Source organism: Adhaeribacter soli (assembly GCF_008727925.1).
Lineage (GTDB): Bacteria > Bacteroidota > Bacteroidia > Cytophagales > Hymenobacteraceae > Adhaeribacter_A > Adhaeribacter_A soli.
The window spans coordinates 139,219-161,623 of record NZ_VTWT01000005.1; the positions used below are offsets into that span (position 1 = coordinate 139,219).

General features: G+C 47.7%; 13 protein-coding genes and 1 tRNA gene. All 14 read left to right on the plus strand.

Annotated features, from left to right (window positions below; genetic code table 11):
• Positions 1-214: 214 nt before the first annotated feature.
• The 14 genes from F0P94_RS10215 (at position 215) to F0P94_RS10280 (ending at position 22,081) form a co-directional block, all read left to right on the plus strand.
• Entirely contained in the window at positions 215-3,616 is a 3,402-nt protein-coding gene (locus F0P94_RS10215) for a T9SS type A sorting domain-containing protein (RefSeq protein WP_191907006.1), read from the plus strand.
• A gap of 244 nt (positions 3,617-3,860) precedes the next feature.
• Positions 3,861-6,089 (plus strand): phosphoribosylformylglycinamidine synthase subunit PurL, encoded by a 2,229-nt coding sequence (purL, locus tag F0P94_RS10220; RefSeq protein ID WP_150903786.1) that lies wholly within the window; start codon positions 3,861-3,863, stop codon positions 6,087-6,089.
• Positions 6,090-6,678: 589 nt separating this feature from the next.
• Positions 6,679-6,751: transfer RNA gene (locus F0P94_RS10225), tRNA-Gln, on the plus strand.
• 279 nt (positions 6,752-7,030) lie between these two features.
• Positions 7,031-7,960 (plus strand): ribose-phosphate pyrophosphokinase, encoded by a 930-nt coding sequence (locus tag F0P94_RS10230; protein WP_150903787.1) that lies wholly within the window; start codon positions 7,031-7,033, stop codon positions 7,958-7,960.
• Between the two features lie 134 nt (positions 7,961-8,094).
• The gene (locus F0P94_RS10235) at positions 8,095-8,667 is read left to right on the plus strand and encodes a 50S ribosomal protein L25/general stress protein Ctc (RefSeq protein ID WP_150903788.1); all 573 of its coding nucleotides are present in this window, start codon (positions 8,095-8,097) and stop codon (positions 8,665-8,667) included.
• A gap of 443 nt (positions 8,668-9,110) precedes the next feature.
• On the plus strand, positions 9,111-9,674 hold the full coding sequence (pth, locus tag F0P94_RS10240) for an aminoacyl-tRNA hydrolase (RefSeq protein ID WP_150904002.1): 564 nt from the start codon (positions 9,111-9,113) through the stop codon (positions 9,672-9,674).
• Positions 9,675-9,740: 66 nt separating this feature from the next.
• Positions 9,741-11,681 (plus strand): ATP-binding protein, encoded by a 1,941-nt coding sequence (locus tag F0P94_RS10245; RefSeq protein WP_150903789.1) that lies wholly within the window; start codon positions 9,741-9,743, stop codon positions 11,679-11,681.
• Between the two features lie 246 nt (positions 11,682-11,927).
• Positions 11,928-13,208, plus strand: a complete 1,281-nt coding sequence (locus F0P94_RS10250; protein WP_150903790.1) for a DEAD/DEAH box helicase — start codon at positions 11,928-11,930, stop codon at positions 13,206-13,208.
• A 468-nt stretch (positions 13,209-13,676) separates the two neighbouring features.
• Positions 13,677-14,897: an MFS transporter gene (locus F0P94_RS10255; RefSeq protein WP_150903791.1), complete on the plus strand. Its 1,221-nt coding sequence runs from the start codon at positions 13,677-13,679 to the stop codon at positions 14,895-14,897.
• Between the two features lie 436 nt (positions 14,898-15,333).
• Positions 15,334-16,686: a TolC family protein gene (locus F0P94_RS10260; protein ID WP_150903792.1), complete on the plus strand. Its 1,353-nt coding sequence runs from the start codon at positions 15,334-15,336 to the stop codon at positions 16,684-16,686.
• On the plus strand, positions 16,673-17,800 hold the full coding sequence (locus F0P94_RS10265) for an efflux RND transporter periplasmic adaptor subunit (protein WP_150903793.1): 1,128 nt from the start codon (positions 16,673-16,675) through the stop codon (positions 17,798-17,800). The genes F0P94_RS10260 and F0P94_RS10265 overlap by 14 nt, the downstream gene beginning before the upstream one ends.
• Positions 17,801-18,270: 470 nt before the next feature.
• Positions 18,271-19,524: an ABC transporter permease gene (locus F0P94_RS10270; RefSeq protein WP_150903794.1), complete on the plus strand. Its 1,254-nt coding sequence runs from the start codon at positions 18,271-18,273 to the stop codon at positions 19,522-19,524.
• Positions 19,525-19,820: 296 nt separating this feature from the next.
• Complete coding sequence (locus tag F0P94_RS10275; RefSeq protein ID WP_150903795.1) at positions 19,821-20,525, plus strand: ABC transporter ATP-binding protein; 705 nt, start codon at positions 19,821-19,823, stop codon at positions 20,523-20,525.
• A 194-nt stretch (positions 20,526-20,719) separates the two neighbouring features.
• A complete protein-coding gene (locus F0P94_RS10280) occupies positions 20,720-22,081 on the plus strand; it encodes a DUF2254 domain-containing protein (RefSeq protein WP_150903796.1) in 1,362 nt (453 codons plus the stop codon).
• Positions 22,082-22,405: the final 324 nt, after the last annotated feature.

Consider the following 22,405-nt stretch of genomic DNA (forward strand, 5'->3'; position numbering starts at 1 on the left):
CTTCAAAAAAAGTTTATAACAATTTATTAAAACCAGAAAAATAATCTTACATTAAAGCTGCAAATCAATCCTTTACACCTAACTCATCACCCAGCTTATGAAAAAACTTTACTTAATCCGGCAGCACGGCCTGCTATTGAAGTTATGCAAAACTTCCGGTTCTTCTCTCACAGAAAGAAAAAACCTGAGCAACCGGTTACTTTCATTCTGTTTTATGTTAGCATTCCTGCTTTCAACGCATCAGGTGCAAGCACAGGCACAGCCCAACCCGATGTACTTCCAGACCGGCGGTACCGGCAACAATACGTTTCCTTTTAATACCACTACCGTTAAACGAACCCAGCATATTTACCTGCCCGGAGATCTTCCTGGTGCTTCTTCCGGTTTAATTACCCGCATTTATTTCCGGTCGGTGGTGGCGGCTACCGGCGTTTACTCCGACTTTGTGCTACGCCTGGGGCAAACCACAGGCACTACCTTTCCGGGAGCAGGCGGACTCGATTTTTTCACGAACCTTACCCCGGTGCTTACCAATGCCTCGTACACCCTTACCGCACCGGCCGTAGATGGCTGGGTGCCGATCGACCTGCCAACGCCGTTTCTTTACGATGCTGCGCAAACCCTGATCGTGGAAGTGGAAATGTCTAATAAAATTACGGGCGGTTTTGGATTGAGAACCTCTTCCACCACCCCTGCACCCAATCACAAGCGCCTTACTTCTACTTCCCTGAGTGCTAATACCGGCAGCGCCTCCACGGTGTGGTCAGATTTTGGAATAGATGTAGCACCGGCAATGCCTTGTACCACTCCACCTACGGCCGGAAATGCCGTGAGTAACCTGAGCGGGGTGTGCGCCGGCAACAGCTTTACCCTTACCCTTTCAGGTGCGGCTTTGGCTACGGGCTTAACTTACCAGTGGCAATCTTCGGCCAATGGCACCTCCGGCTGGACCGATATTGCCGGCGCTACCAACAACCTGTTAACCACCAGCCAGACTGCCAGCACATTTTACCGGGCCATGGTAACCTGCAGCGGGGTTTCTGTTCCATCGGGCAGTGTGCAGGTAATGGTAATACCGGGCGGTTTCTCCGGGACTTATACCATAAATAAAAACCTGCCGGCCTCGGCTACTAATTTCATCTCTGTTTCGGCTGCTGCCAGTGCAGTATCCTGCGGCGTAAGCGGTCCGGTGGTTTTTAACGTAGCGCCAGGGTCTGGCCCGTATAACGAACAGCTGATCTTACCGGCTATTTCCGGCACCAGCGCCACCAATACCATTACTTTTGAAGGCAATGGCAATACCCTTTCAGCCGCCCCAACCGGCAGCATGGGCATTGTAACCCTAAAAGGCACGGATTATGTCCGCATCAACAACTTTACCCTGGCGCTGGATCCGGCTGCCTTGATCGGGTGGGGCGTGCAACTGGTAAACGAGGCAAACTTCAATACCATCTCCAACTGCACCATTAACCTGCCTTTATCTTCCACTTCGAGCGACGTAAACGGCATTGTTACCGGCAACACGACCTCTGAAGCCGGAAACCATACGAACAATTCCAAATTCCTTAACAACACCATAAACGGTGGTTACTATCCGATCCGGCTAAACGGAAATACCGGTGGTATAAATGCCCTGAACAATGAAATTACCGGCAATATTATAAACGACAGTTACATCTATAACATCTACCTGAACAACACGGATGGCACCCTGGTGGAAAACAACAACATCAGCCGGCCAACCCGGACTACGGTATCTACTTTTTATGGTATTTACCTCGCCGGTGTAAACCAGAACGTGGTTATCAGCAAGAACCGGATCCATACCACGCACGGGGCGGCCAGTTCTTTAACGGGTTCAGCTTATGGCATTTATTCTTCCAGCTCCGATGCCCCAACCGGCGCCGAAAACATTGTCAAGAATAATGTGATGTACAATTTTGGCAGTACCGGCATCATGCACGGCATTCATAACGCCGGTAGCGATGGCCATTACTACTACCACAATACCATCGATTTAAGTTCTGCCAATAATACCGGCGTAGTGCGCGGATTTAACCAGACCACTGCAGCTACCAATATTCGGTTCATCAACAACATCGTTACCATAAATTCGGGAGCAACCGGAAGCAAACATGCCTTATTCTTCAACACCACAACTTCTACTATTACCAGCAACAACAACGTTCTTTACGTGGATCCGGCAGCTGCAAATCACGCTATCGGCTCTTTCGGCACGGCAAGCCAGGCAACCCTTGCCAACTGGAAGGCCGTAAACGGCAATGCTTATGACCAGAATTCCATTTCTTCCGACCCGGTTTATGCCAATCCGGCTACCGGTAATTTAACGCCTACTTCAGTTTCGGTAAATGCGGCTGGGCAACCGCTTGCAGCTGTAACCACCGATATTAACGGCGCGCCCCGGAGCGCTACCATGCCCGACCCCGGCGCTTTCGAATTTACGGTCTCAGCGATTAATGTAGGCGTTACTGCCCTCACCGGCCCAAGCACTACCGGTTGCGGCCTCTCCGGCCAGGAAAACATTACGGTTACCGTTAAAAACTTTGGATCGAGCCCGCAAAGCAATATTCCGGTACTTTACTCGGTGAATGGCGTAAATGCGGCCGGCACCCCGGAAATAATTCCCGGTCCGGTTGCGCCTAATAGCACGGCCACCCTTACGTTTGCAACCAAAGCCAACTTAAGCGTTTCGGGTTCTTACAACATTCAGGCAAAAACCACATTACCCAACGACAGCGACCCTTCCAACGATACGCTCAGCTTAAAGGTAACCAATTCGCTGATCTCCGGCTTGCCCATGACCTTCGACTTTGAAACCCCGGCTACCGGCCTGAACCGTTTTACCACCACGGTTAATTCCAGATCGGCGGTTTCGGAAAACGTGGGAGCCAGTAATGGCGGCAACTCTACCAAGGGGCTGATCATGGAAGGCGGCATTAATCCGAACTGGGTACTGCCTACCGGCCAGATCGATCCCTGGACCAGCAACCCGGACCATCTGGCTGCCATCAGCATTTGCGTAGATCCTTCCGGAGGCAACCCAAACGATTCGCTTTGGTTAAGCTTCGACCTGAAACAGCTTTTTAAGATCGCGAATCCGAACACGAATTTCCGGGTGATGATCGATACCCAGCAGGTTGGCCCTACCCATCGTCCGCCGTTTACGGGCACCCCGATTGTCTGGCAAAGAATAAGAGTTGACCTGACGCCCTATAAAAACCAATCCTCTATCCGGATCAGGTTAGAATCGAGCGTGGCGGAACCGTACGCCAATGGCTCGGGCACGGCAAACCTGATCGATAATATTCAGCTTATGCGCGTTACTCCGACCGGGCCGGTTGGCGTAAAAGAAAATTTATTGCAAAGCCAGTTGAGCGTGTTCCCGAACCCTTCGGCCGGAATCTTTAACGTATCGCTGGCGCAGGGCAAAGCCTTCGAGGCAGAAGTAACCGACCTTACCGGAAGAGTAATTCTGAAACAGGCCGCTAAGACCAATGCTACCCAGCTTAACTTAAGCCAGGCTGCCAAAGGCGTATACCTGCTCAAAGTTTCCTCCGAAGGCGCTATTGCAGTGAAAAAAATTATTCTGGAATAAGCTGCTTTCACCATAAAAGCTGAAAAGCCCTGCCACCTGGCGGGGCTTTTTGTTTGTTTCGCGTGGATTTTTGGCAGTTCTTTTTCTGTTGGCTATTTCCTTTGCTGTTTTTCAGCCCCAAACCATAGCATTTTTCTTACGCATTGTATAGTTCTGGCAAGCATTTAAGTAAAAGCCGTTAAAGGTTAGGCACAAATCTTCAGAATGTCGTACTTTTGCGGCATCATCATTTCACCAACTACCTGTGGAACAAACCCTCACGACCGTAGAGACCGCCAAGCAACTTGGCCTGTTAGAAGAAGAATTCGAAAAGATCAAATCCATTCTGGGCCGCACGCCGAATTTTACCGAGCTGAGCATTTTTTCGGTAATGTGGAGCGAGCACTGCTCTTATAAAAACAGTATCGTCTGGCTGAAAAAACTGCCCAAAGATTCCCCAAGAATGTTAGCCAAAGCCGGCGAAGAAAACGCGGGTTTAGTGGACATTGGCGACGGTCTGGCTTGTTCCTTTAAAATTGAAAGCCACAACCATCCTTCGGCTATCGAGCCATACCAGGGTGCAGCCACCGGCGTAGGCGGCATTAACCGCGATATTTTCACCATGGGTGCGCGGCCAATTGCACAATTAAATTCCCTGCGTTTCGGCGATATTACCAAAGAAAAAACCCGCGGCTTGCTGAAAGGCGTGGTAAAAGGCATCGGCGATTACGGCAATGCTTTTGGTATCCCAACCGTAGGCGGTGAGCTGTTTTTTGATCCTTCCTACAACATCAACCCGCTGGTAAACGCGTTTTCGGCTGGTATCGTGGAAGTAGGTAACACGGTTTCCGCTACTTCTTACGGCGTAGGCAACCCGGTTTTCATCGTTGGTTCTGCCACCGGTAAAGACGGTATTCACGGCGCGGCTTTCGCTTCCAAAGACATTACCGAAGATTCTGTAAACGACCTTCCTTCCGTTCAGGTAGGCGACCCGTTCCAGGAAAAACTGCTTTTAGAAGCTACGCTGGATGTAATTGAATCCGGAATTGTAATTGGCATGCAGGATATGGGCGCGGCCGGTATTACCTGCTCTACTTCCGAAATGAGCGCCAAAGGCGAGCACGGTATGGAGATCTGGTTAGATAAAGTTCCTACCCGTCAGCCTAACATGAAGCCGTTCGAGATTCTACTTTCTGAAAGCCAGGAACGCATGCTGATCGTGGTAAAAAAAGGCGAAGAGGAAACCATTAAAAAGATCTGCGGCAAATGGGACCTATACTGCGAACAAATTGGCGTAGTAACTGATACCAAACGCCTGAAATATTACCAGAATGGCGAACTGGTAGCCGATGTACCTGCCGAAGATCTGGTATTAGGTGGCGGCGCGCCGGTTTACCACAGAGAATACCGCGAACCGGCTTATTTCCAGGAAACGAAGAAATTCAAAATCGATAGCATTTCGGAGCCAAAAAGTCTGGATGAATTCAAAAAGATAGCGGAACATCTGGTGTCGCACCCGAACATCTGTTCCCGTCGCTGGGTTTCGGAGCAGTACGATTCGATGATCGGTACCGCTACCATGACCACCAACATGCCGGCCGATGCGGCGATCGTAAAAATTAAAGGCACCAACAAAGCCATTGCCATTAAAGTAGACTGCAACAGCCGCTACGTGAACGCCGATCCGGAAGAAGGTTGCGCTATTGCGGTAGCCGAAGCTGCCCGTAATATTGTGTGTTCCGGCGGCGAACCGGTGGCTATTACCAACTGCCTGAACTTTGGCAACCCGTACGTTCCGGAAGTGTACTGGCACTTTGTGGGCGCCATTAAAGGCATGAAGAAGGCCTGCGAGAAATTCGAAACCCCGGTAACCGGCGGTAACGTGAGCTTCTACAACCAGTCTTCCGACGAGGGTCCGGTATTCCCGACCCCAACCATTGGTATGCTGGGTTTGCTGGAAGATAAATCGAACGCGATGACGCTGGCCTTCCAAAAGTCCGGCGACCTGATCTACTTAGTAGGCGAAGCGAAAAATGACATCAACAGCTCGGAATACCTGTATTCTTACCACAACGTAGCGCTTTCGCCGGCTCCGCACATGGACCTGGAAGAAGAATACAAAGTACAGAACACGATAAAGGAACTGATCAAATCCAAAGCTATTGCTTCCGCCCACGACGTTTCCGACGGTGGTCTGTACATTACGTTGCTGGAAGCAGCCATGCCGAAGCACTTAGGTTTCTCGATTAAAACTGATAGCAATTTCCGCAAAGATGCCTACCTGTTCGGCGAAAGCCAGAGCCGCGTAGTGGTTTCGGTAAAACCGGAAGGTAAAGCTGCTTTTGAAGAAATGCTGAAGAAAAACATCACGGCCTTTACGCAATTAGGCGAAGTAACTTCCGGCGTTTGCGAAATTGACGGCGAAACCTGGCACGAAACCAGCGCCATGAAGCACGTTTATGATACGACCTTAGGGAAGATCATGGCGAATTAACCCCTCCCCAACCCTCCCCTAAAAACAGGGGAGGGAGTTTTTTTAAGTAGCACAGGGTTTATAGCTCTGCGCTATTTTTTTACAGTCAACTCATGTGCCCTAATGTGCCCTTTTTGCTCTTGCGAATTTGTAATCCGAAAGTAAGGAGCTGCGGATCTGTGATCCGCATTTCACCCTCAACTGCTATAAAAGGGTATTCTTTTAAGTGAAAGAAGCCGGATTGCAAATCCGGGGCTCACCACTTCCGGATTACAAATCCGAAAGAGCCAGAGGGCCAGAAATGAGCCAGATATACAATTCATAATTTTTAGCGCAGTAGCGCAGGATAAACCCTACGCTACTGCGCTACTTTTTTTATTCATTCCGCGAGTTTGGCGGAACTTGTCCTCAGGAATAAGCAGACTTAAAATAAATTCACTTTCATTTCTAAACTCACTTCAAAAAAAATAAATTTTAATTTCCTCAAAATCAGCCCCAAAACTCTTTAAAGGCAACTTTTCTTAACTTTTTTTGAAAATATTTTTGCAGGTTTAAAAATCCTTACTACATTTGCACATCGAATCACGGCAACGGTCGCTGAAACGAAGATTGTCCGATGGTGTAACTGGCAACACGTCTGATTTTGGTTCAGAAGAGTCCAGGTTCGAAACCTGGTCGGACAACAAAAAAGCCCCTCAGCAATGCGGGGCTTTTTTTTTTTATTTCCACCCCTTTCCGAAAACGCAATTTCCCAGTCCTAAATAGCCTATAAGATCGGAACGATAGCCAAAGCATTAGAAAAACTATATCTTCTCAGGCCATAGTTAAGTTTCTGAAGTTCACCGACATAAACTTCGAATAAATATTAGCAATTGGTTTTAATTCCGGGGGATATTCCCTAATTTTGCGGCTTCATTTACCCAAGAGATTACAAACCAGCCCCTAACGCTACCGCTTCCGTTATGAATCAGGTTAAAATTTTTACCGGTACTGCCTCCAAATACTTTGCTGAAAAAGTGGCTGCCGCTTACGGCACTACCCTCGGCGATGCCGAACTTCAGAAATTCAGCGACGGCGAAATGGCGCCGCACTTCAACGAATCCGTTCGGGGTGCAGAAGTTTTCATTATTCAGTCTACTTTCCCGCCGGCCGATAACCTGCTAGAATTAATGCTGATGGTGGATGCTGCCAAACGCGCTTCTGCCCATAAAGTAGTGGTGGTAATGCCGTATTACGGGTACGCCCGCCAGGACCGCAAAGACAAACCCCGGGTTTCTATTGGTTCTAAAGTTATTGCCAACGCTATTCAGTCTGTTGGTGCTGACCGCTTAATGACCTGCGACTTACACGCCGGCCAGATCCAGGGATTCTTCGACATTCCGGTAGACCACTTAGACGGTTCGGCTATTTTTGTGCCTTACCTGCGTAGCCTGAACCTGGGCGAGAACCTGATCTTCGCTTCTCCGGACGTGGGAGGCGTGGTACGTACCCGTTCCTTCGCGAAAGTTTTCGGGGCGGAAATGGTTGTGTGCGACAAGCAGCGGAAACGTGCCAATGAAGTTGCCTCGATGCAGGTAATCGGCGATGTGGAAGGCATGGACGTGGTATTGGTAGATGACATGGTAGATACTGCCGGTACCATTACCAAAGCGGCTGAGTTACTGAAAGAAAAAGGCGCCAGAAGCGTACGCGCGATTGCTACCCACGCGGTGCTTTCCGGCCCAGCTTACGAGCGCATCGAAAATTCCGTGCTGGAAGAACTGGTTGTTTCCGACACCATTCCCCTACGCCAGGAATCTTCTAAAATTAAAGTATTAACTTTCTCGGATCTGTTTGCCCGCGCCATCAGCAACGTGGTAACCCACGATTCAATCAGTTCACTCTTTATTTAATGATTAATGAATAATGTTTAATGATTAATTATTCTCAATTTCCAGATTTATTAATCATTATTCATTAACCATTAATCATTCAAAACAAGGCTATACATATTAGCGATATAACTTACATTTTTAAAAACAATTTTATGAAAAATTTAGAGATTATAGGGTTTAAAAGAGCAAATCTCGGTAAAAAGGAGTCGAAAGACCTGCGTGCTGAAGCCATGGTACCTTGCGTACTTTACGGTGGTAAAGAACAGGTGCATTTCCATGCTCCAATGATCATGTTCCGCGACTTATTATACTCGCCGGAAGTGGCTCAGGTAACCCTGAACATTGAAGGTGATGAATATAAAGCTGTAGTTCAGGCTTCTCAGTTCCACCCGGTAAACGAAATGCTGCTGCACGTAGATTTCCTGGAACTGAACGAGAACAAAGAAGTGAAAATGGACATTCCGGTTCGTTTTGTTGGTGTATCTCCGGGCGTTCTGGCCGGTGGTAAACTGGTTACCAAACTGCGTAAACTGAAAGTGAAAGCCCTTCCGGCTAACCTGCCAGACTTCGTAGAAGTAAACATTTCTGACCTGGAACTGGGTCGTTCAGTAAAAGTTAGCAAGATCGAGCCTAAAAACTACACGATCTTAACTAACCCTTCTTCTCCGGTTGCAACTGTAACCATCCCACGTGCGCTGAAACAAGCTGCCAACGAAGGAAAATAACCCCACCCTGCCCTCCCCTAAAAACAGGGGAAGGTTCGGGAAACTTAAAGCTCCTGCTTTCTTCCGAAGGCAGGAGCTTTCTTTTTGTCTGAACTATGATTTGTGTGATTTTTATGATTTTCGTGATTATGTAGGGACAGGTCGCGACCTGTCCGCACGTTATCTGATAAGTCCTCCTTTGGAGGGGTCAAGGGGGAGGTTAATTTTTATCTTCAAACACTTTCCTACCTCAAAACGCTACCATTTCTGCTCCGAAGACCGTCAGCTAAAGCAGACGGCAATGAAGAGCCTGGGGAATATTCATTGCCTTAGGCTTTAGGTTACGATTTCGGAAACAAACCTTAATTTTGTAGTTTACTAAACCAACCCGAACGGAAGTGCTCAAAAGTCTTTTCAATTTATTTAAAACCAAAGAAGCAACTTCTGAAACGGAACCCACCGCTATGAAATACCTGATCGTAGGCCTCGGCAACATTGGCCCCGAATACGCAAACACCCGCCACAACATTGGTTTTATGGTGCTCGATTACCTGGCAAAAAAACACGATGCCACCTTTGAAACCGGCCGCCATTCCTTTGTAACCGAAATAAAAACCAAGGGCCGCACTTTTACGCTCGTAAAGCCTACTACGTACATGAACCTGAGCGGCAAAGCGGTACAGCACTGGCTCAGCACGCTTAAAATTCCGGCCAGCCAGATGCTCGTGATCACCGACGACCTGGCCATTCCGTTCGGCAAACTGCGGATGCGCAGCAAAGGCTCGGCGGGCGGCCACAACGGCCTGAAACATATTGAAGAAACCCTCGGCAATAACGAATACCCGCGCCTGCGCTTTGGCGTGGAAGCCAACTTCCCGAAAGGCCGCCAGGTAGATTACGTGCTCAGCCCTTTTAGTGCTGATGAACAAATTGACCTGCCGGGCTTGATTGAAAAAGCGGCGGAAATGGCGGTTTCGTTTGGGACGATCGGGATTGAGCGGACGATGAATTTTTATAATACGAAGTAACAAAGAACTCCATTTTTATTATTATCTTTTCGGCCATATAACTAAAAGTTTAAAAGCGAATTAATTATGGCCTCTTTAAATAATTCAGATTTCATACAGGGTTCATTATTTGAAGAAGACTATTTAGTTAGGACACTTGGAAACCTGGCCCATTCAGCGGAGATAGCACTTACTGAATTAGTTGCAAATGCATGGGATGCTGGAGCAACTACTGTAGACATTTTTATTCCTGAAGAATTTGGGCAAAAACTTATTATTGAGGACAATGGAATAGGCTTGACAAAAGATCAATTTCATTACCGTTGGATGCGCCTAGGATATAACAGACTAAAACACCAAGGTAAAGAAGTTAAGTTTCCTCCAAATGTTGAAGGTAAACGTATAGCTTATGGCAGGAATGGAGTTGGCCGGCATGGATTATTATGTTTTAATAATGAATATAAAGTTGTTACAAACTCATTTGGAGAGAAATCCACATTTACTATAACTACCTTAAGCGAAACTCAACCATTTGTAATTAAGAGCGAAACATTTCAAAAATCAAACAAATCAGGCACCCGCTTAGAAGTAGTTGTTGCTAAAAACCTTCCAAATCCAGAAAGGATATTAAATATCATTTCTGCTAAATTTTTGCATGATCCAAAGTTTATTTTATCAATAAACAGAAGGACTGTTCCTCTTGAAGATCATTCAGGATTAATAAATTCAAAAGAGTTAGTAATTGGACCAGTTAAATTACAAGCCCATTTTATAGACACTCAGAAATCTGCTAAATCTACGCTTTATCAAGGAATAGCTTTTTGGCAAAGCCGTCGACTGGTTGGAGAACCCTCTTGGGTACTAGGCAATGAAATTGTTCTAGATGGCAGAACAAAATTTGCTAAAAGATATACTGTTGTTGTAGAATCTGATGACTTAGCAGAATTCATTAATGAAGATTGGACTGGCTTTATAAAGGGAGGATCAATTAATGAGATTTATAAAGAGGTAAGCAAATATGTTAGCGAAATGGTTTCTACAATTGCAATAGATTCCATTGCAGAAACCACCCGAAAAATTAAAAATGAATTCGCAGGTGAATTCAATACACTATCACCGTTAGCTAAATATGAAGTAAATGAAGCAATAGAATCTATTGCAATTCAACACCCAATGGCTAGTCCAGAATCTATTTCTTTAGCGGTTGAAGCAATAATAAATCTTGAAAAAACCAGAACAGGAAAAGAATTATTATTCAAGCTTTCAAAGCTTTCGGATAATGATGTTTCTGGTTTGAACGAACTACTTGAAAAGTGGTCAGTAAGAGATGCCTTGAGTGTGCTTGATGAAATTGACAATAGACTATCAGTAATTGAAGCAATCCGCAAATTATCAAATGACAAAGATGTAGATGAATTACACACATTACATCCATTAGTAACTGCAGCAAGATGGATATTTGGACCTGAATTCGATTCAGTTGAATATTCATCGAATCGTCAACTTCATTCTGCTATAGAAGCAACTTTTAAGACAAAAATAAATAAAGACGTTTTTAATAACTTTAAAAAGCGCCCAGATATTGTCGTTTTAGGTCAATCAACTTTATCTGTTACAGGTACAGAAGCTTTTGAGAATAATCTTTCGACAATCAATAAAGTATTGATTATTGAATTGAAAAAAGGCGGGTTTAAATTATCTAGAGAAGAAAGGAACCAAGCTGTAGGCTACGTTGAGGATTTCATGAATTGCGGCAGATTAATTTATACACCTTATATAGAAGCATTTGTGGTTGGTGATTCTTTCTCTGAGAAAGTTCAACCAATATCAACCGTAAAAAATGAAAGCAACGTTGAAATGGGAAAGGTCACAATATGTACATTCTCACAACTTGTAGACACTGCTGAAAAAAGATTGTTTGGTCTTAGAGATAAGCTAAATGAGAGATATGATGATATTCCAGGAATGGAATTATTTAGACAGCATTCCGAGCAACAATTAAAAGTAGAGTTTGCTGATGCTAGTTAAGGTAAGGATTGGAAAAGGTCAATTAGCATCCCACCCCAAAATCCCCTACCTTTACCAAATCAAAAGAACATCCCGCCACTTCTCCAGCAATTTCACCCGATAATTGAATTGTTATGGCGGGACTGGGGTTATACCTCAGACAAACCCGAAGGATGCCTTTAAGTAAAGTGAACCTCCTTCACAACATCCGATCGCGGTCTCAGCCCTTATCCTGCTTCAGGCTGCTATTACAACCAAAAATCTTTAATGACATTTGAGAATTTAAACCTGATTGCCCCTATCCTGACAGCGTTACAAGCCGAAGGATACACTAACCCTACGCCTATTCAGCAGCAAGCCATTCCGCTTTTGCTGGAAGGAAAAGACCTGCTGGGTTGCGCCCAGACGGGTACCGGAAAAACGGCGGCTTTCGCCATTCCTATTCTGCAACACCTGAGCGCGTTGCCAACCCCGGCCCGCGGCCAGAACCGCATCAAAGCGCTTATTTTAACCCCGACCCGCGAACTGGCCATCCAGATCGAGGAAAGCTTTAAGGCCTACGGCAAAAACCTGAACATGAAACACCTCGTTATTTTTGGCGGCGTGGGTCAGAAACCCCAAACCGATGCGCTCCGCAACGGCATCGACATCCTGGTAGCAACGCCGGGCCGTCTATTGGATCTGATGAACCAGGGCTTTATCAACCTGAACCACATCACGCACTTCGTTTTAGACGAAGCCGACCGCATGCTGGACATGGGTTTTGTGAACGACGTGAAAAAGGTAATTGCCAAGTTGCCATCTAAACGCCAGAGCTTGTTCTTCTCGGCTACCATGGCCCCGGAAATTATCAAGCTGGCCGATACCATGCTGGTGAACCCGGAGAAAGTGGAAGTAACTCCAATTTCTTCTACCGCCGAAACCATTAACCAATCGGTTTACTTCGTCGATAAAAAAGACAAGAAAAACCTGCTCATTCACGTGCTGCAGGACAAAGCCATTAAAACCGCGCTGGTATTTACCCGCACCAAACACGGTGCCGATAAGGTAGTAAAAGACCTCGTAAAAGCTGGTATCACCGCCGAAGCCATTCACGGCAATAAAAGCCAGAATGCCCGTCAGCGTGCCTTAAGCAACTTTAAAGAACAAACCACCCGCATTTTAGTAGCTACCGATATTGCTGCCCGCGGCATTGATGTGGAAGAACTGGGTCACGTAATTAACTACGAGCTGCCGAACGTATCGGAAACGTATGTGCACCGCATCGGCCGTACCGGTCGCGCGGGAAATGCCGGCGTAGCGCTGTCGTTTTGCGAAGCGGAAGAAGCCCCTTATCTGCACGACATCAACAAACTGATCAAGCGTACCATCCCGGTAGTAACCGATCATCCGTACGTAATGCACAATGCCGCGCAACTGCAGGTTTCTTCGGTTCCGTTACCGGGCCGTCCGGCTAAACCGCAATTCCGGAACTCCAGCAATGCGAATAAACCAAAACAGAAAAAGCAAGGCTGGTGGAGTAACAAACCGAAAGCAAAAGCGAATTAAATTGTTTAATTGCTGATTGTTAATTGTTGATTGGCATAGTATGAAACCGCTGGAGAGATTTCTTCAGCGGTTTTTTTTGTGCTTAGTTATGAAAAAAAATGAATACTGGGAGCATAAATTTCTGCTTTCTAGAGTCAACCACCCCCAACCCCTCCTGTCCAGGCGGGGAGCTTGGCTCCACTGCTTTCTTTTAGTTTTAGAGCATTAACCATAGCATTTAATTTTCATACGCTATAAAATAGAAAGACCCAAAAAGGCGCTACAGAAATAAACCCAGCGACGAACAAGCTCCCCTCCTTTTCAAGGAGGGGTTGGGGGTGGTTGACTTTCAGGCTACAGACATTCACCATCTAAAGCATTAGTAAATTCAAGGCACGAAGCAAAATCCCCTCCCCTGTTTTTAGGGGAGGGCTAGGGAGGGGTTCTGGTAAATTCCCTACCTTTGCGCCTCTCAAATCTTCACCCGTAATGTCCCAGGCTGTCAACCTTTACCGCAACGCATTCGGCGGCCTCTCCCAGGCTTCCTGGATGCTGGCGCTCATCATGTTCATCAACCGGGCGGGTGCCATGGTGGTGCCGTTCCTGAGCGTGTATCTGACCGAGGCAATGGGCTTCAAGCTGAAGGATGCCGGTATTATCATGAGTATTTTCGGGCTGGGGGCAACTTGCGGCGCATTTTTAGGCGGCTGGCTGACGGATAAGATCGGGCATTTTAAGGTGCAGCTGGGCAGCTTACTATTAAGCAGCGGTATGTTCCTGGTCATGCTGCAACTAAAAACCTTCGAAAGCATTGCCATCGGAATCTTCGTATTAAGCCTGGTAGCGGAATGTTTACGCCCGGCCAACTCCTCATCGGTAGCCTATTATGCCAAACCCGAAAACGTTACGCGTGCTTTTTCCCTGAACCGGATGGCCAGCAATTTAGGTTTTTCTATTGGTCCGGCGCTGGGCGGTTTGCTGGCCAGTATTTCGTTCCGGTGGCTTTTTGTGGGCGATGCCATAACTTGTTTCAGTGCGGGTCTGTTCTTCTACTTTTACTTTCGGAGCCGGACGGGTTTTAAGAAACAAAGTGCTACCGTTCCGGCAAATTCAGCCACGGAGGAAGTGCGCCCAGCCAAGGTAAGATCGCCTTACTTCGACCTGAAGTTTGTGCTTTTTGCTGGCTTAAGCTGCATGTTCGCCACGATCTTTTTCCAGTTCTTCACCACTTTGCCTATTTATTACCGCCAGGTTTATCAGCTTTCCGAATCGGGTATCGGCTTGCTGCTGGCGCTGAACGGCCTCCTGGTTTTTTCCCTGGAAATGGTGGTAGTGTACCTGATCGGCGACAAATACAAGCTGGCGCATTTAATGGCATTTGGTACGCTGGTTATGGGTTTTTCCTTTGTAATTCTGAACCTCTTCGATGGCCACCCGGTACTTTACATTGCAATGGCTATTCTGAGCGCTTCCGAAATCCTGGCCATGCCCTTTATGGCTACGGTAGCCGTGCAGCGCTCCAACAATTTTAACCGCGGTTCCTACATGGGTTTATACACCCTTTCCTATTCCGCCGCACACGTCATCAGCCCCTTCCTGGGCACGAATCTAATTGCTGATTTCGGCTTCGAAATCCTATGGTGGACCTTGGGAGCCATGTCGCTGATTGTCGCCGCCGGATTCTATTTCCTGGTACCCAAAATGCGCTAGACTGCCCTATTTAAGCCTGTAAAATAAAATGCGGCTCCAGATCCATAAGGCTATTTTTGGACTTCAATTCTAAAAAGCGCCGCACTTTATTCTTTCTCCCATATTTTCCCATGTACGGACAGGGCTTGACCTGTCCCACGCATTCCTGATCCTACGCATTCCCGATCACAAACATTCCTGATCCGGGATAGCCGATAATTTTAATTTCCAGGAATTCAACCGGTATCGAAATTAGCAGAAAAAGTGTCGCAAGGCTATGGGGACAGGAAAGCGTGGATCGGGAATGCGTGAGGGACAGGTCAAGCCCTGTCCGTACATGGGAAAAAAGCAAATAAATTATTTCATCCTGCTACCTTGCAGCCATTCACTAAAACCTTTTTTCAGAAACGGTAATAAATAGTACTTTGCAAGGCGCACGGCCCAGAACCTCCGGCTTATGAAAAGATATTGGCTTGCTTTGTTGTTGCTCTTGCTTGTAAATGCGCAGGTTATGGCCCAGCACGTGTTTCCCTCGCTGGAAAGTTGCATCCGGTTCGCTTTTCAGCATCGCCCTGATTTGCAGAACGAACGCCTGAACGAAACGCTGGCGCAACAACAGAAAAAACTGACCACGGCTCCCCTCCTGCCCCAGGTCAAAGCGTTTTCTACCTTCGACGATTACCTGAGCCTTCCCATTCAACTGATTCCGGCCGAGTTCCTCGGCGGCCCTGCCGGCGAATTCCGGCCCATTCAGTTCGGTACGCAATACGGGCTTGTTTACGGTTTCGAAGCGAACCTGCCTTTGATCAGTTTACAGAACTGGCAAAACCGCAAAGTGGCCGAAACCGAGGTCCAGGTTGCCCGGTACCGCAAATACAGCAATTTTCAGGCTGCTGCCGAACAAATTGCCCAGGCGTATTACATGGTTCTCCTCACGCGCGAGGCTACCGCCATCGCCCTTGAGAACATGCAGGTAAACGACACGCTGCTGCTTACAGCCAATCAGAAATTTGAGAACGGCATTCTGGAACCGCTGGAATATAACCGCCTGAAAGCCCTGCAACTGGAAAGCAAACAAACCTGGCACGATAACCAGACCGCCTACCAACGCAACCAGTATCAATTGAAAACCCTGTTGGGATTGCCCGCCGATGCCCCCCTGGAACTTACAGAAATGCTCTCCGATATGCAGCAGAATTTTGTAAGCCTTACCACTACGCCCGAAGAAAGCAACCAATACCTGGCCATGCAATGGCGGCTAAGGGTGGCAGAACGGGAATGGCAGAAGCAGAAAGCGCGCTGGGCTCCCGAGGTTTGGGGCTATGGCAATTACTCCCGCCAGCGCCTGAGCAACGAGGTAAACGTTTTCAATTCGGACTTGCCCTGGCTGAAAACGGCGCTAATCGGGCTCCGGCTCGACTGGCCTCTTTTTACCGGCTTCAACCGGAGCATTTCTATAAGGCAGGCGAAGCTGAATAAACAAATAGCCGAGAACAACCTGGTGCAGCAGGCCCTGAAAACGAAACAGGAATACGCCGAACTTTTGCTCGATTACAGCAACGCCCAAAACAGCCTGCAGGCTTACCGTGAACATTACGCGCTTTACCAGGACAATTATGCGCTGGCGCTTTACAAATACCGGCAGGATGTGTACAGCACCGACCAGTTACTGCAGGTTTTTGCCGAAAAACTCCGATCCCAGAACCGCTACATCTACGCCGTGGGAAACTACTACATCAGCCGGTCTTTGATCCAGCTTAAAAACGAATTTGCCAAACCCGAAAACCCGCTGCCCTATGACACGAAATAAGTACTTTTCCGGCAGTTTCAGGTATCGTTTTCGGGGCATTACGGTACTGGCAGCGTTGCTTTTTACCGGCTGCAACAAAAACGGCAACACCCTTAAACCCGAACTGAAACCCATTACGGAAGCCGTGTATGCCTCGGGCCACGTAGTTTCGGAGCAGGAGTACCAGGTATTTGCCCAGACCGAAGGCATTCTGGCCGAAAAGAAAGTGGATGAAGGCGCTTCTGTAGCAAAAGACCAAGTATTGTTCGTTCTCGAAAGCCCACAGCAATCGGCCCGCTTGCAGTTTGCTCAGGAAGCGTATGCCGTAGCCGCCAGAAACTACCGGAACCAGGGACCGGCCCTTCGGGAAGCGCAAGCCGGCCTGGAAGCAGCCCGCACCAGACTGGCCTTCGATTCTACCAATTATATCCGCTACCAGAACCTGCTGCAGCACCGGGCCACTTCCAAAGCCGAATTCGAAAACTTTAAGCTTACTTACGAGAACAGCCGGAGCGATTACCAGGCTCAGAAAAGCCGCCTTGCGAACCTGAAAAACCAGCTGTTCCTCGACCTGCAAAATGCCGAAAGCAACCTGAAAGTAGCCCGGGATGAAACCAGTCGTTCGGAAATTAAAAGCGACATAAACGGCGTTTTGCTGAAAACTTTGAAAGAACCAGGCGAGTTGGTAAACCGGGGCGAAGTGCTCGGCATCGTGGGACAATTGGGCAGCTTTTACCTGAAACTGAGCGTAGACGAACTGGACGTAAACCGGGTAAAGACCGGCCAGCAAACCCTGGTAAAAATAGACGCCTTCCCGAATAAGATATTCCGGGCCCGGATCTCTAAAATCTACCCCATTGTCGATCCCCGCGACCAGAGTTTACGCGTAGATGCCCAGCTTCTAGATAAACTTCCCGGTTATTATTCCGGCCTCGCCCTGGAAGCCAACATCATTATCCGCAAAAAAGAACAGGCCCTCGTAATTCCCCGCACCGTGCTGCTGCCCGGCGATTCGGTGGAAATAAAAAAAGGCCGGGACGAACAAAAAGTAAAGATCCGGAAAGGCGTAGAAACCTTATCGGAAGTAGAAGTGCTGGCCGGCCTGGATAAGGATACAGAAATTGTGAAGCCGTAAAAGGTTGGACAGGATTTACGGGATTTTCGGGATGGGCAGGATTTGTTCTTTTAGTTTGCTTTTCAATCAAATCTTTGGATCCGAAAGCAGAGGTTCCGACCCTGGAAAACTAACCACCCCCAACCCCTCCTTGAAAAAAGGAGGGGAGCTTTTATGGCGGTGCTGTTTTCGGGTTTTTGTGCTTTAGAAGCTACTGTTTTTCCTTTGGGGAAGCTAAAATTTGGGAAGCTATAAAAAGAACGTAATGAAGACTAGTTCTGAAATAAAATCCGGCTACGAAAGCTCCCCTCCTTTTTTCAAGGAGGGGCGGGGGTGGTTGTCGCCAGCGAAACGGTAAAATACTAACGATGAAAAACCTACCATTTCAGGCAAAAAACTCAAACATCCAGCTTAATGACAAGACCGGAATGACACACAAAAACAATAGGATTTAAGCCTCAAAGACTAAACGATCGAAATAGAACCGGAACATGAACCTCGCCTTCCAGATCGCTAAAACCCACCTTTACGCCAAGCCGCGGCAAACCATTGTGGCCATGCTCGGCGTCACGTTCGGCATAGCGATGTTCATTACCATGGTAAGTTTAATGACCGGCCTGAACAATTTCACCGAAGAGCTTACCATGACTTCTACGCCCGATATCCGGATCTACAATGACGTAACCGAACCGCGACCCAGCATCCTGGAAGAAGCTTTTCCGAAAGAAAGCGGCCTGAAAGTGGTGCACCATCCGAAACCAAAAAATGAAACGCCCAAACTCCGGAATGCTTTCCAGATGGCTGAACTGTTGCGAAAAGACCCCATGGTACTTGGCGCCGCCCCGCTGCTTACCTCGCAGGTATTTTACAATTACGGTCCGGTGCAGCTGAACGGGAATATTGCCGGGGTAGACATTATGGAAGAAGACAAGCTTTTCGATTTGCGCTCTAAAATCATTACCGGCCGCCTCGAAGACCTGCTCACTTCTTCCGACGGCATATTGATGGGCAGCGGCCTGGCCCGTAAACTGAACATGCGCACCGGCGACCGGGTAGTCATTACCACGCCCGAAGGCTTCACCATGACGCTGAAAATTATCGGCACCTTCCAGTTCGGCCTCGGCACAATAGACAATACCAAAGCCTACGCCAACATTGCCACGGTGCAGAAAATCCTGCAGAAAGACCAGAGCTACATAACCGACATCAACATTAAGCTTCGCGATATAAACCAGGCCAAGCCCAAAGCCGTGGAGCTGCAGCGGCTTTTCGGGTACAAAGCCGAAGACTGGGAAACCGCCAACGCCACCTTCCTGACCGGCTCCATTATCCGCAACATTCTCACGTATTCCGTTTCCATAACCTTGCTGGTAGTAGCGGGTTTCGGCATTTACAACATCCTGAACATGACCATTCACAACAAAATGAAAGACATTGCCATTCTGAAAGCTACCGGTTTCGGCGCGGCTGACGTCCGCAACATTTTCATGATCCAGTCGCTGGTGATCGGTTTCTTCGGCAGCATTTTCGGCCTGATCCTCGGCCTGTTTTTCTCCTACCTGGTTTCCCTGGCACCCTTCAACGGCGGCGACTTCATCAGCATCGATCACCTACCGGTAAACTTCAACCTGAAATTCTACGTGATCGGGCTCATTTTCGGCCTAAGCACCACCGCCATAGCCGGCTTCCTCCCCAGCCGCGGCGCCGGCAAAATCGACCCCATTGAAATTATCCGCGGGCAGTGAAGTTGATTTGGAAATTTGGAGATTTGAAAATTTGGAGATTTGGAGATTTGGAAATGAAAGAATTAGTCTGAATTAGAATTTCAGAATTTACAGAATTTTCTGTTTAATAAAAAATGTGTTAGTTAATGAGGTCACGCCGTTGTTGATCAGGAACCAGTAGGGACAGGTCGCGACCTGTCCGCACGCATATTGCGACAAAATCCATTTTACAAGAAAATAGCAAACAACACTGCCAACCTGATGAGATTTCTCCTATCGTCAAAATGACGAAAAAGAAATGAACGAAGAAAAACGCTATGCAAACGATCCTGAAAACCGAACATGTAAACAAATACTTTTATGAACCCCAGAAATTCCAGGTACTGAAAGACATTAACCTGGAAGTGCGGCAGGGTGAATTTTTGTCGCTGGTCGGGAAATCGGGTTGCGGAAAATCTACCTTGCTTTACGTGATCTCGACCATGGATACCGATTACGAAGGCACGCTGGAAATAAATGGTATGCAACTGACCGGAAAAACCCAGAACGAACTGGCGCGGTTCCGCAACGAGCATATCGGGTTTGTGTTCCAGTTTCACTTCCTCTTGCCCGAATTTTCGGTTTTGCAGAACGTCATGATCCCGGCCCTGAAACTGGGCAAATACACGGAAAAAGAAATTGAAGCCCGCGCCATGGAAAAACTAAAGCTCCTGGGCGTAGAAGAACATGCCACGAAACGGGCCAGCAAACTTTCCGGCGGACAACAGCAGCGCGTCGCCATTGCCCGTGCCCTTATCAACGATCCGGCCATCATCATGGGCGATGAACCCACCGGCAACCTCGACAGCTACAATTCCCAGGTGGTTTTCGATATGTTCCGGCAAATTACCAGCGAATTCGGCCAAACCATCATCACCGTTACCCACGACGAAGAATTTGCCGCCAACTCCGACCGCGTAGTAGAAATGAGCGACGGCATGATTATCGGCAGCAAAGCAAACTTACGTCCAGAAAAACAGTAGGAATACGCCCGGGAAAAGTACGGATGCCGGCTCCTTATTTCCCCGGAAAGAACCGATAAAACGCGGTAAACCCTGAAATTCCCATAAACAAGCCTACCCTAGCCGAAGCTGTACGTATGGGGAAATAATTTGCGACCGGAACCCGCTGAACCCAGCATTTCCGCGGTTGCAGAGGACACCAAGTAGCTTACCGCGTGGAAACAATTGGCACGGGTTTGTTTAACCGGCGCATGGCAGCCGTTTACAACAACATCACCACCAGCATTGCTTTTTACCCCATCATCATTACCGTTTTTCACCTGGCGCTGGTTATTGTCATGCTGCAGTTCGACGACAGCAGTCTGGGCCGGCGCTTATCGTACCATTTTCCCTGGCTGAAGTTCAACGAAATGGAAGCGGTCAGGTCCATCATGACGACCCTGATCGCGGGCATTATCTCGCTCATGGCCTTAAGTTTTTCGATGGTAATGGTGGTACTGAACCAGACCACTACCACTATTTCGCCCAAAGTAATGCAAGGCCTGATCTCCCGCAAAGAACACCAGTTCGTACTCGGAAATCAGTTCGGGGCCATTGTTTACTTTATGGTGCTGCTGCTGCTCTTGCGCGGGGCTGCCACCCACGAAGTGCCGACCTTTAGCATTGCTCTGGGTTTACTGCTGGGGTTCTGGTCGCTGGGTTTGTTCGTGTACTTCATTCTCAATATTTCCCAGGCCATTCAGGTAACCAACATCATCGTGCATATTCATGAAGTTACTTTCCGTTCGCTGGTGCAGTTAAAGAAAGATTGTGAAGCCGAAAAAGCCCGGAGCACCGGCGCGCCGCTGGGCGAAACCCCTTACCCTTACGTAACCGACAAGCCGGGCTTTCTGCAACAGGTCAACCTGAAGAACCTGATGCGGGTGGCCCGCAAGCACAATCTGCAGCTTAAAATGGAACCGTATTTCATGGATTTCATTCCGAGCGGCAGCGTGTTGTGCTGGGCCAACATTCCACCGGAAAAACTGCCTAAAAAAGACCGCAATTTTCTCTACGACAGCATCCATTATTTCCATACCGAAAACATTGCCACCAACCACAATTACGGCTTTACTCAATTAAGCGAAGTAGCCATAAAAGCCCTGAGCCACGCCATCAACGATCCGGGCATTGCCGTAATGTGCATCCAGTTCCTGAGCGACCTGTTTGCCAACCTGTATTACATTGAAGAAACCTCGCTTTATACCGATGAAACGCAAACTCCGCGGCTGCTGGTAAAAAAGATAAACTTCGAAGAACTCTTCAACCTCACTATCTCGCCGATCCGGCATTATGGTAAAAAAGACCAGGCCGTGGCGCGGGCGCTCCTGGGTTTGCTGTACGTGGTAGCCGAAGAAGATCTGCAAGAGCAAAAATACCGGCACCTGCTCAACCTCCACGCCAACGCCGTACTGGAAGGCATAAAGGATACGCTCATCATTCCGCCCGATGCCATGGCTTTCAACAAGATCATCGGCAAGATGCAAACCATGGAACCGCCGTATTTTGAAGTGCAGAAATTCGAAATTCCGGAATAGGTTACCTTATTATAATGGTCGCAAAAATAATCGTATTTATAGCCACCGAGATCAGTTGGTTCACGGTCATTAGAAAATAAATCCACTGTCCGGGTGAAGTTTCATTATAGCCTGCCCCTTATTCCACTTAAAAAGCCACAGAATAAGCTACTTAATGCCTGAATCGCCCCTTCTTTGCTGATAAACGGACTGGAGCTGCTTCTTACAACAATGGTAGGGCAAGTTCCAGCTGCCATCCATTTTTCCTTTCATTTTTTACTATCTTGGTGCTCCGTTTTGGAGGACAGTTTATTTTAATGAGAACTTAGAACTTCCATTATCTTA

Coding starts and splice junctions, on each gene's coding strand:
- F0P94_RS10245 (WP_150903789.1), top strand. CDS start 9,741: ATGGCCTCTTTAAATAATTCAGATTTCATACAGGGTTCATTATTTGAA.
- F0P94_RS10260 (WP_150903792.1), top strand. CDS start 15,334: ATGAAAAGATATTGGCTTGCTTTGTTGTTGCTCTTGCTTGTAAATGCG.
- F0P94_RS10255 (WP_150903791.1), top strand. CDS start 13,677: ATGTCCCAGGCTGTCAACCTTTACCGCAACGCATTCGGCGGCCTCTCC.
- F0P94_RS10265 (WP_150903793.1), top strand. CDS start 16,673: ATGACACGAAATAAGTACTTTTCCGGCAGTTTCAGGTATCGTTTTCGG.
- pth (WP_150904002.1), top strand. CDS start 9,111: ATGAAATACCTGATCGTAGGCCTCGGCAACATTGGCCCCGAATACGCA.
- F0P94_RS10235 (WP_150903788.1), top strand. CDS start 8,095: ATGAAAAATTTAGAGATTATAGGGTTTAAAAGAGCAAATCTCGGTAAA.
- F0P94_RS10215 (WP_191907006.1), top strand. CDS start 215: ATGTTAGCATTCCTGCTTTCAACGCATCAGGTGCAAGCACAGGCACAG.
- F0P94_RS10250 (WP_150903790.1), top strand. CDS start 11,928: ATGACATTTGAGAATTTAAACCTGATTGCCCCTATCCTGACAGCGTTA.
- F0P94_RS10270 (WP_150903794.1), top strand. CDS start 18,271: ATGAACCTCGCCTTCCAGATCGCTAAAACCCACCTTTACGCCAAGCCG.
- F0P94_RS10275 (WP_150903795.1), top strand. CDS start 19,821: ATGCAAACGATCCTGAAAACCGAACATGTAAACAAATACTTTTATGAA.
- F0P94_RS10230 (WP_150903787.1), top strand. CDS start 7,031: ATGAATCAGGTTAAAATTTTTACCGGTACTGCCTCCAAATACTTTGCT.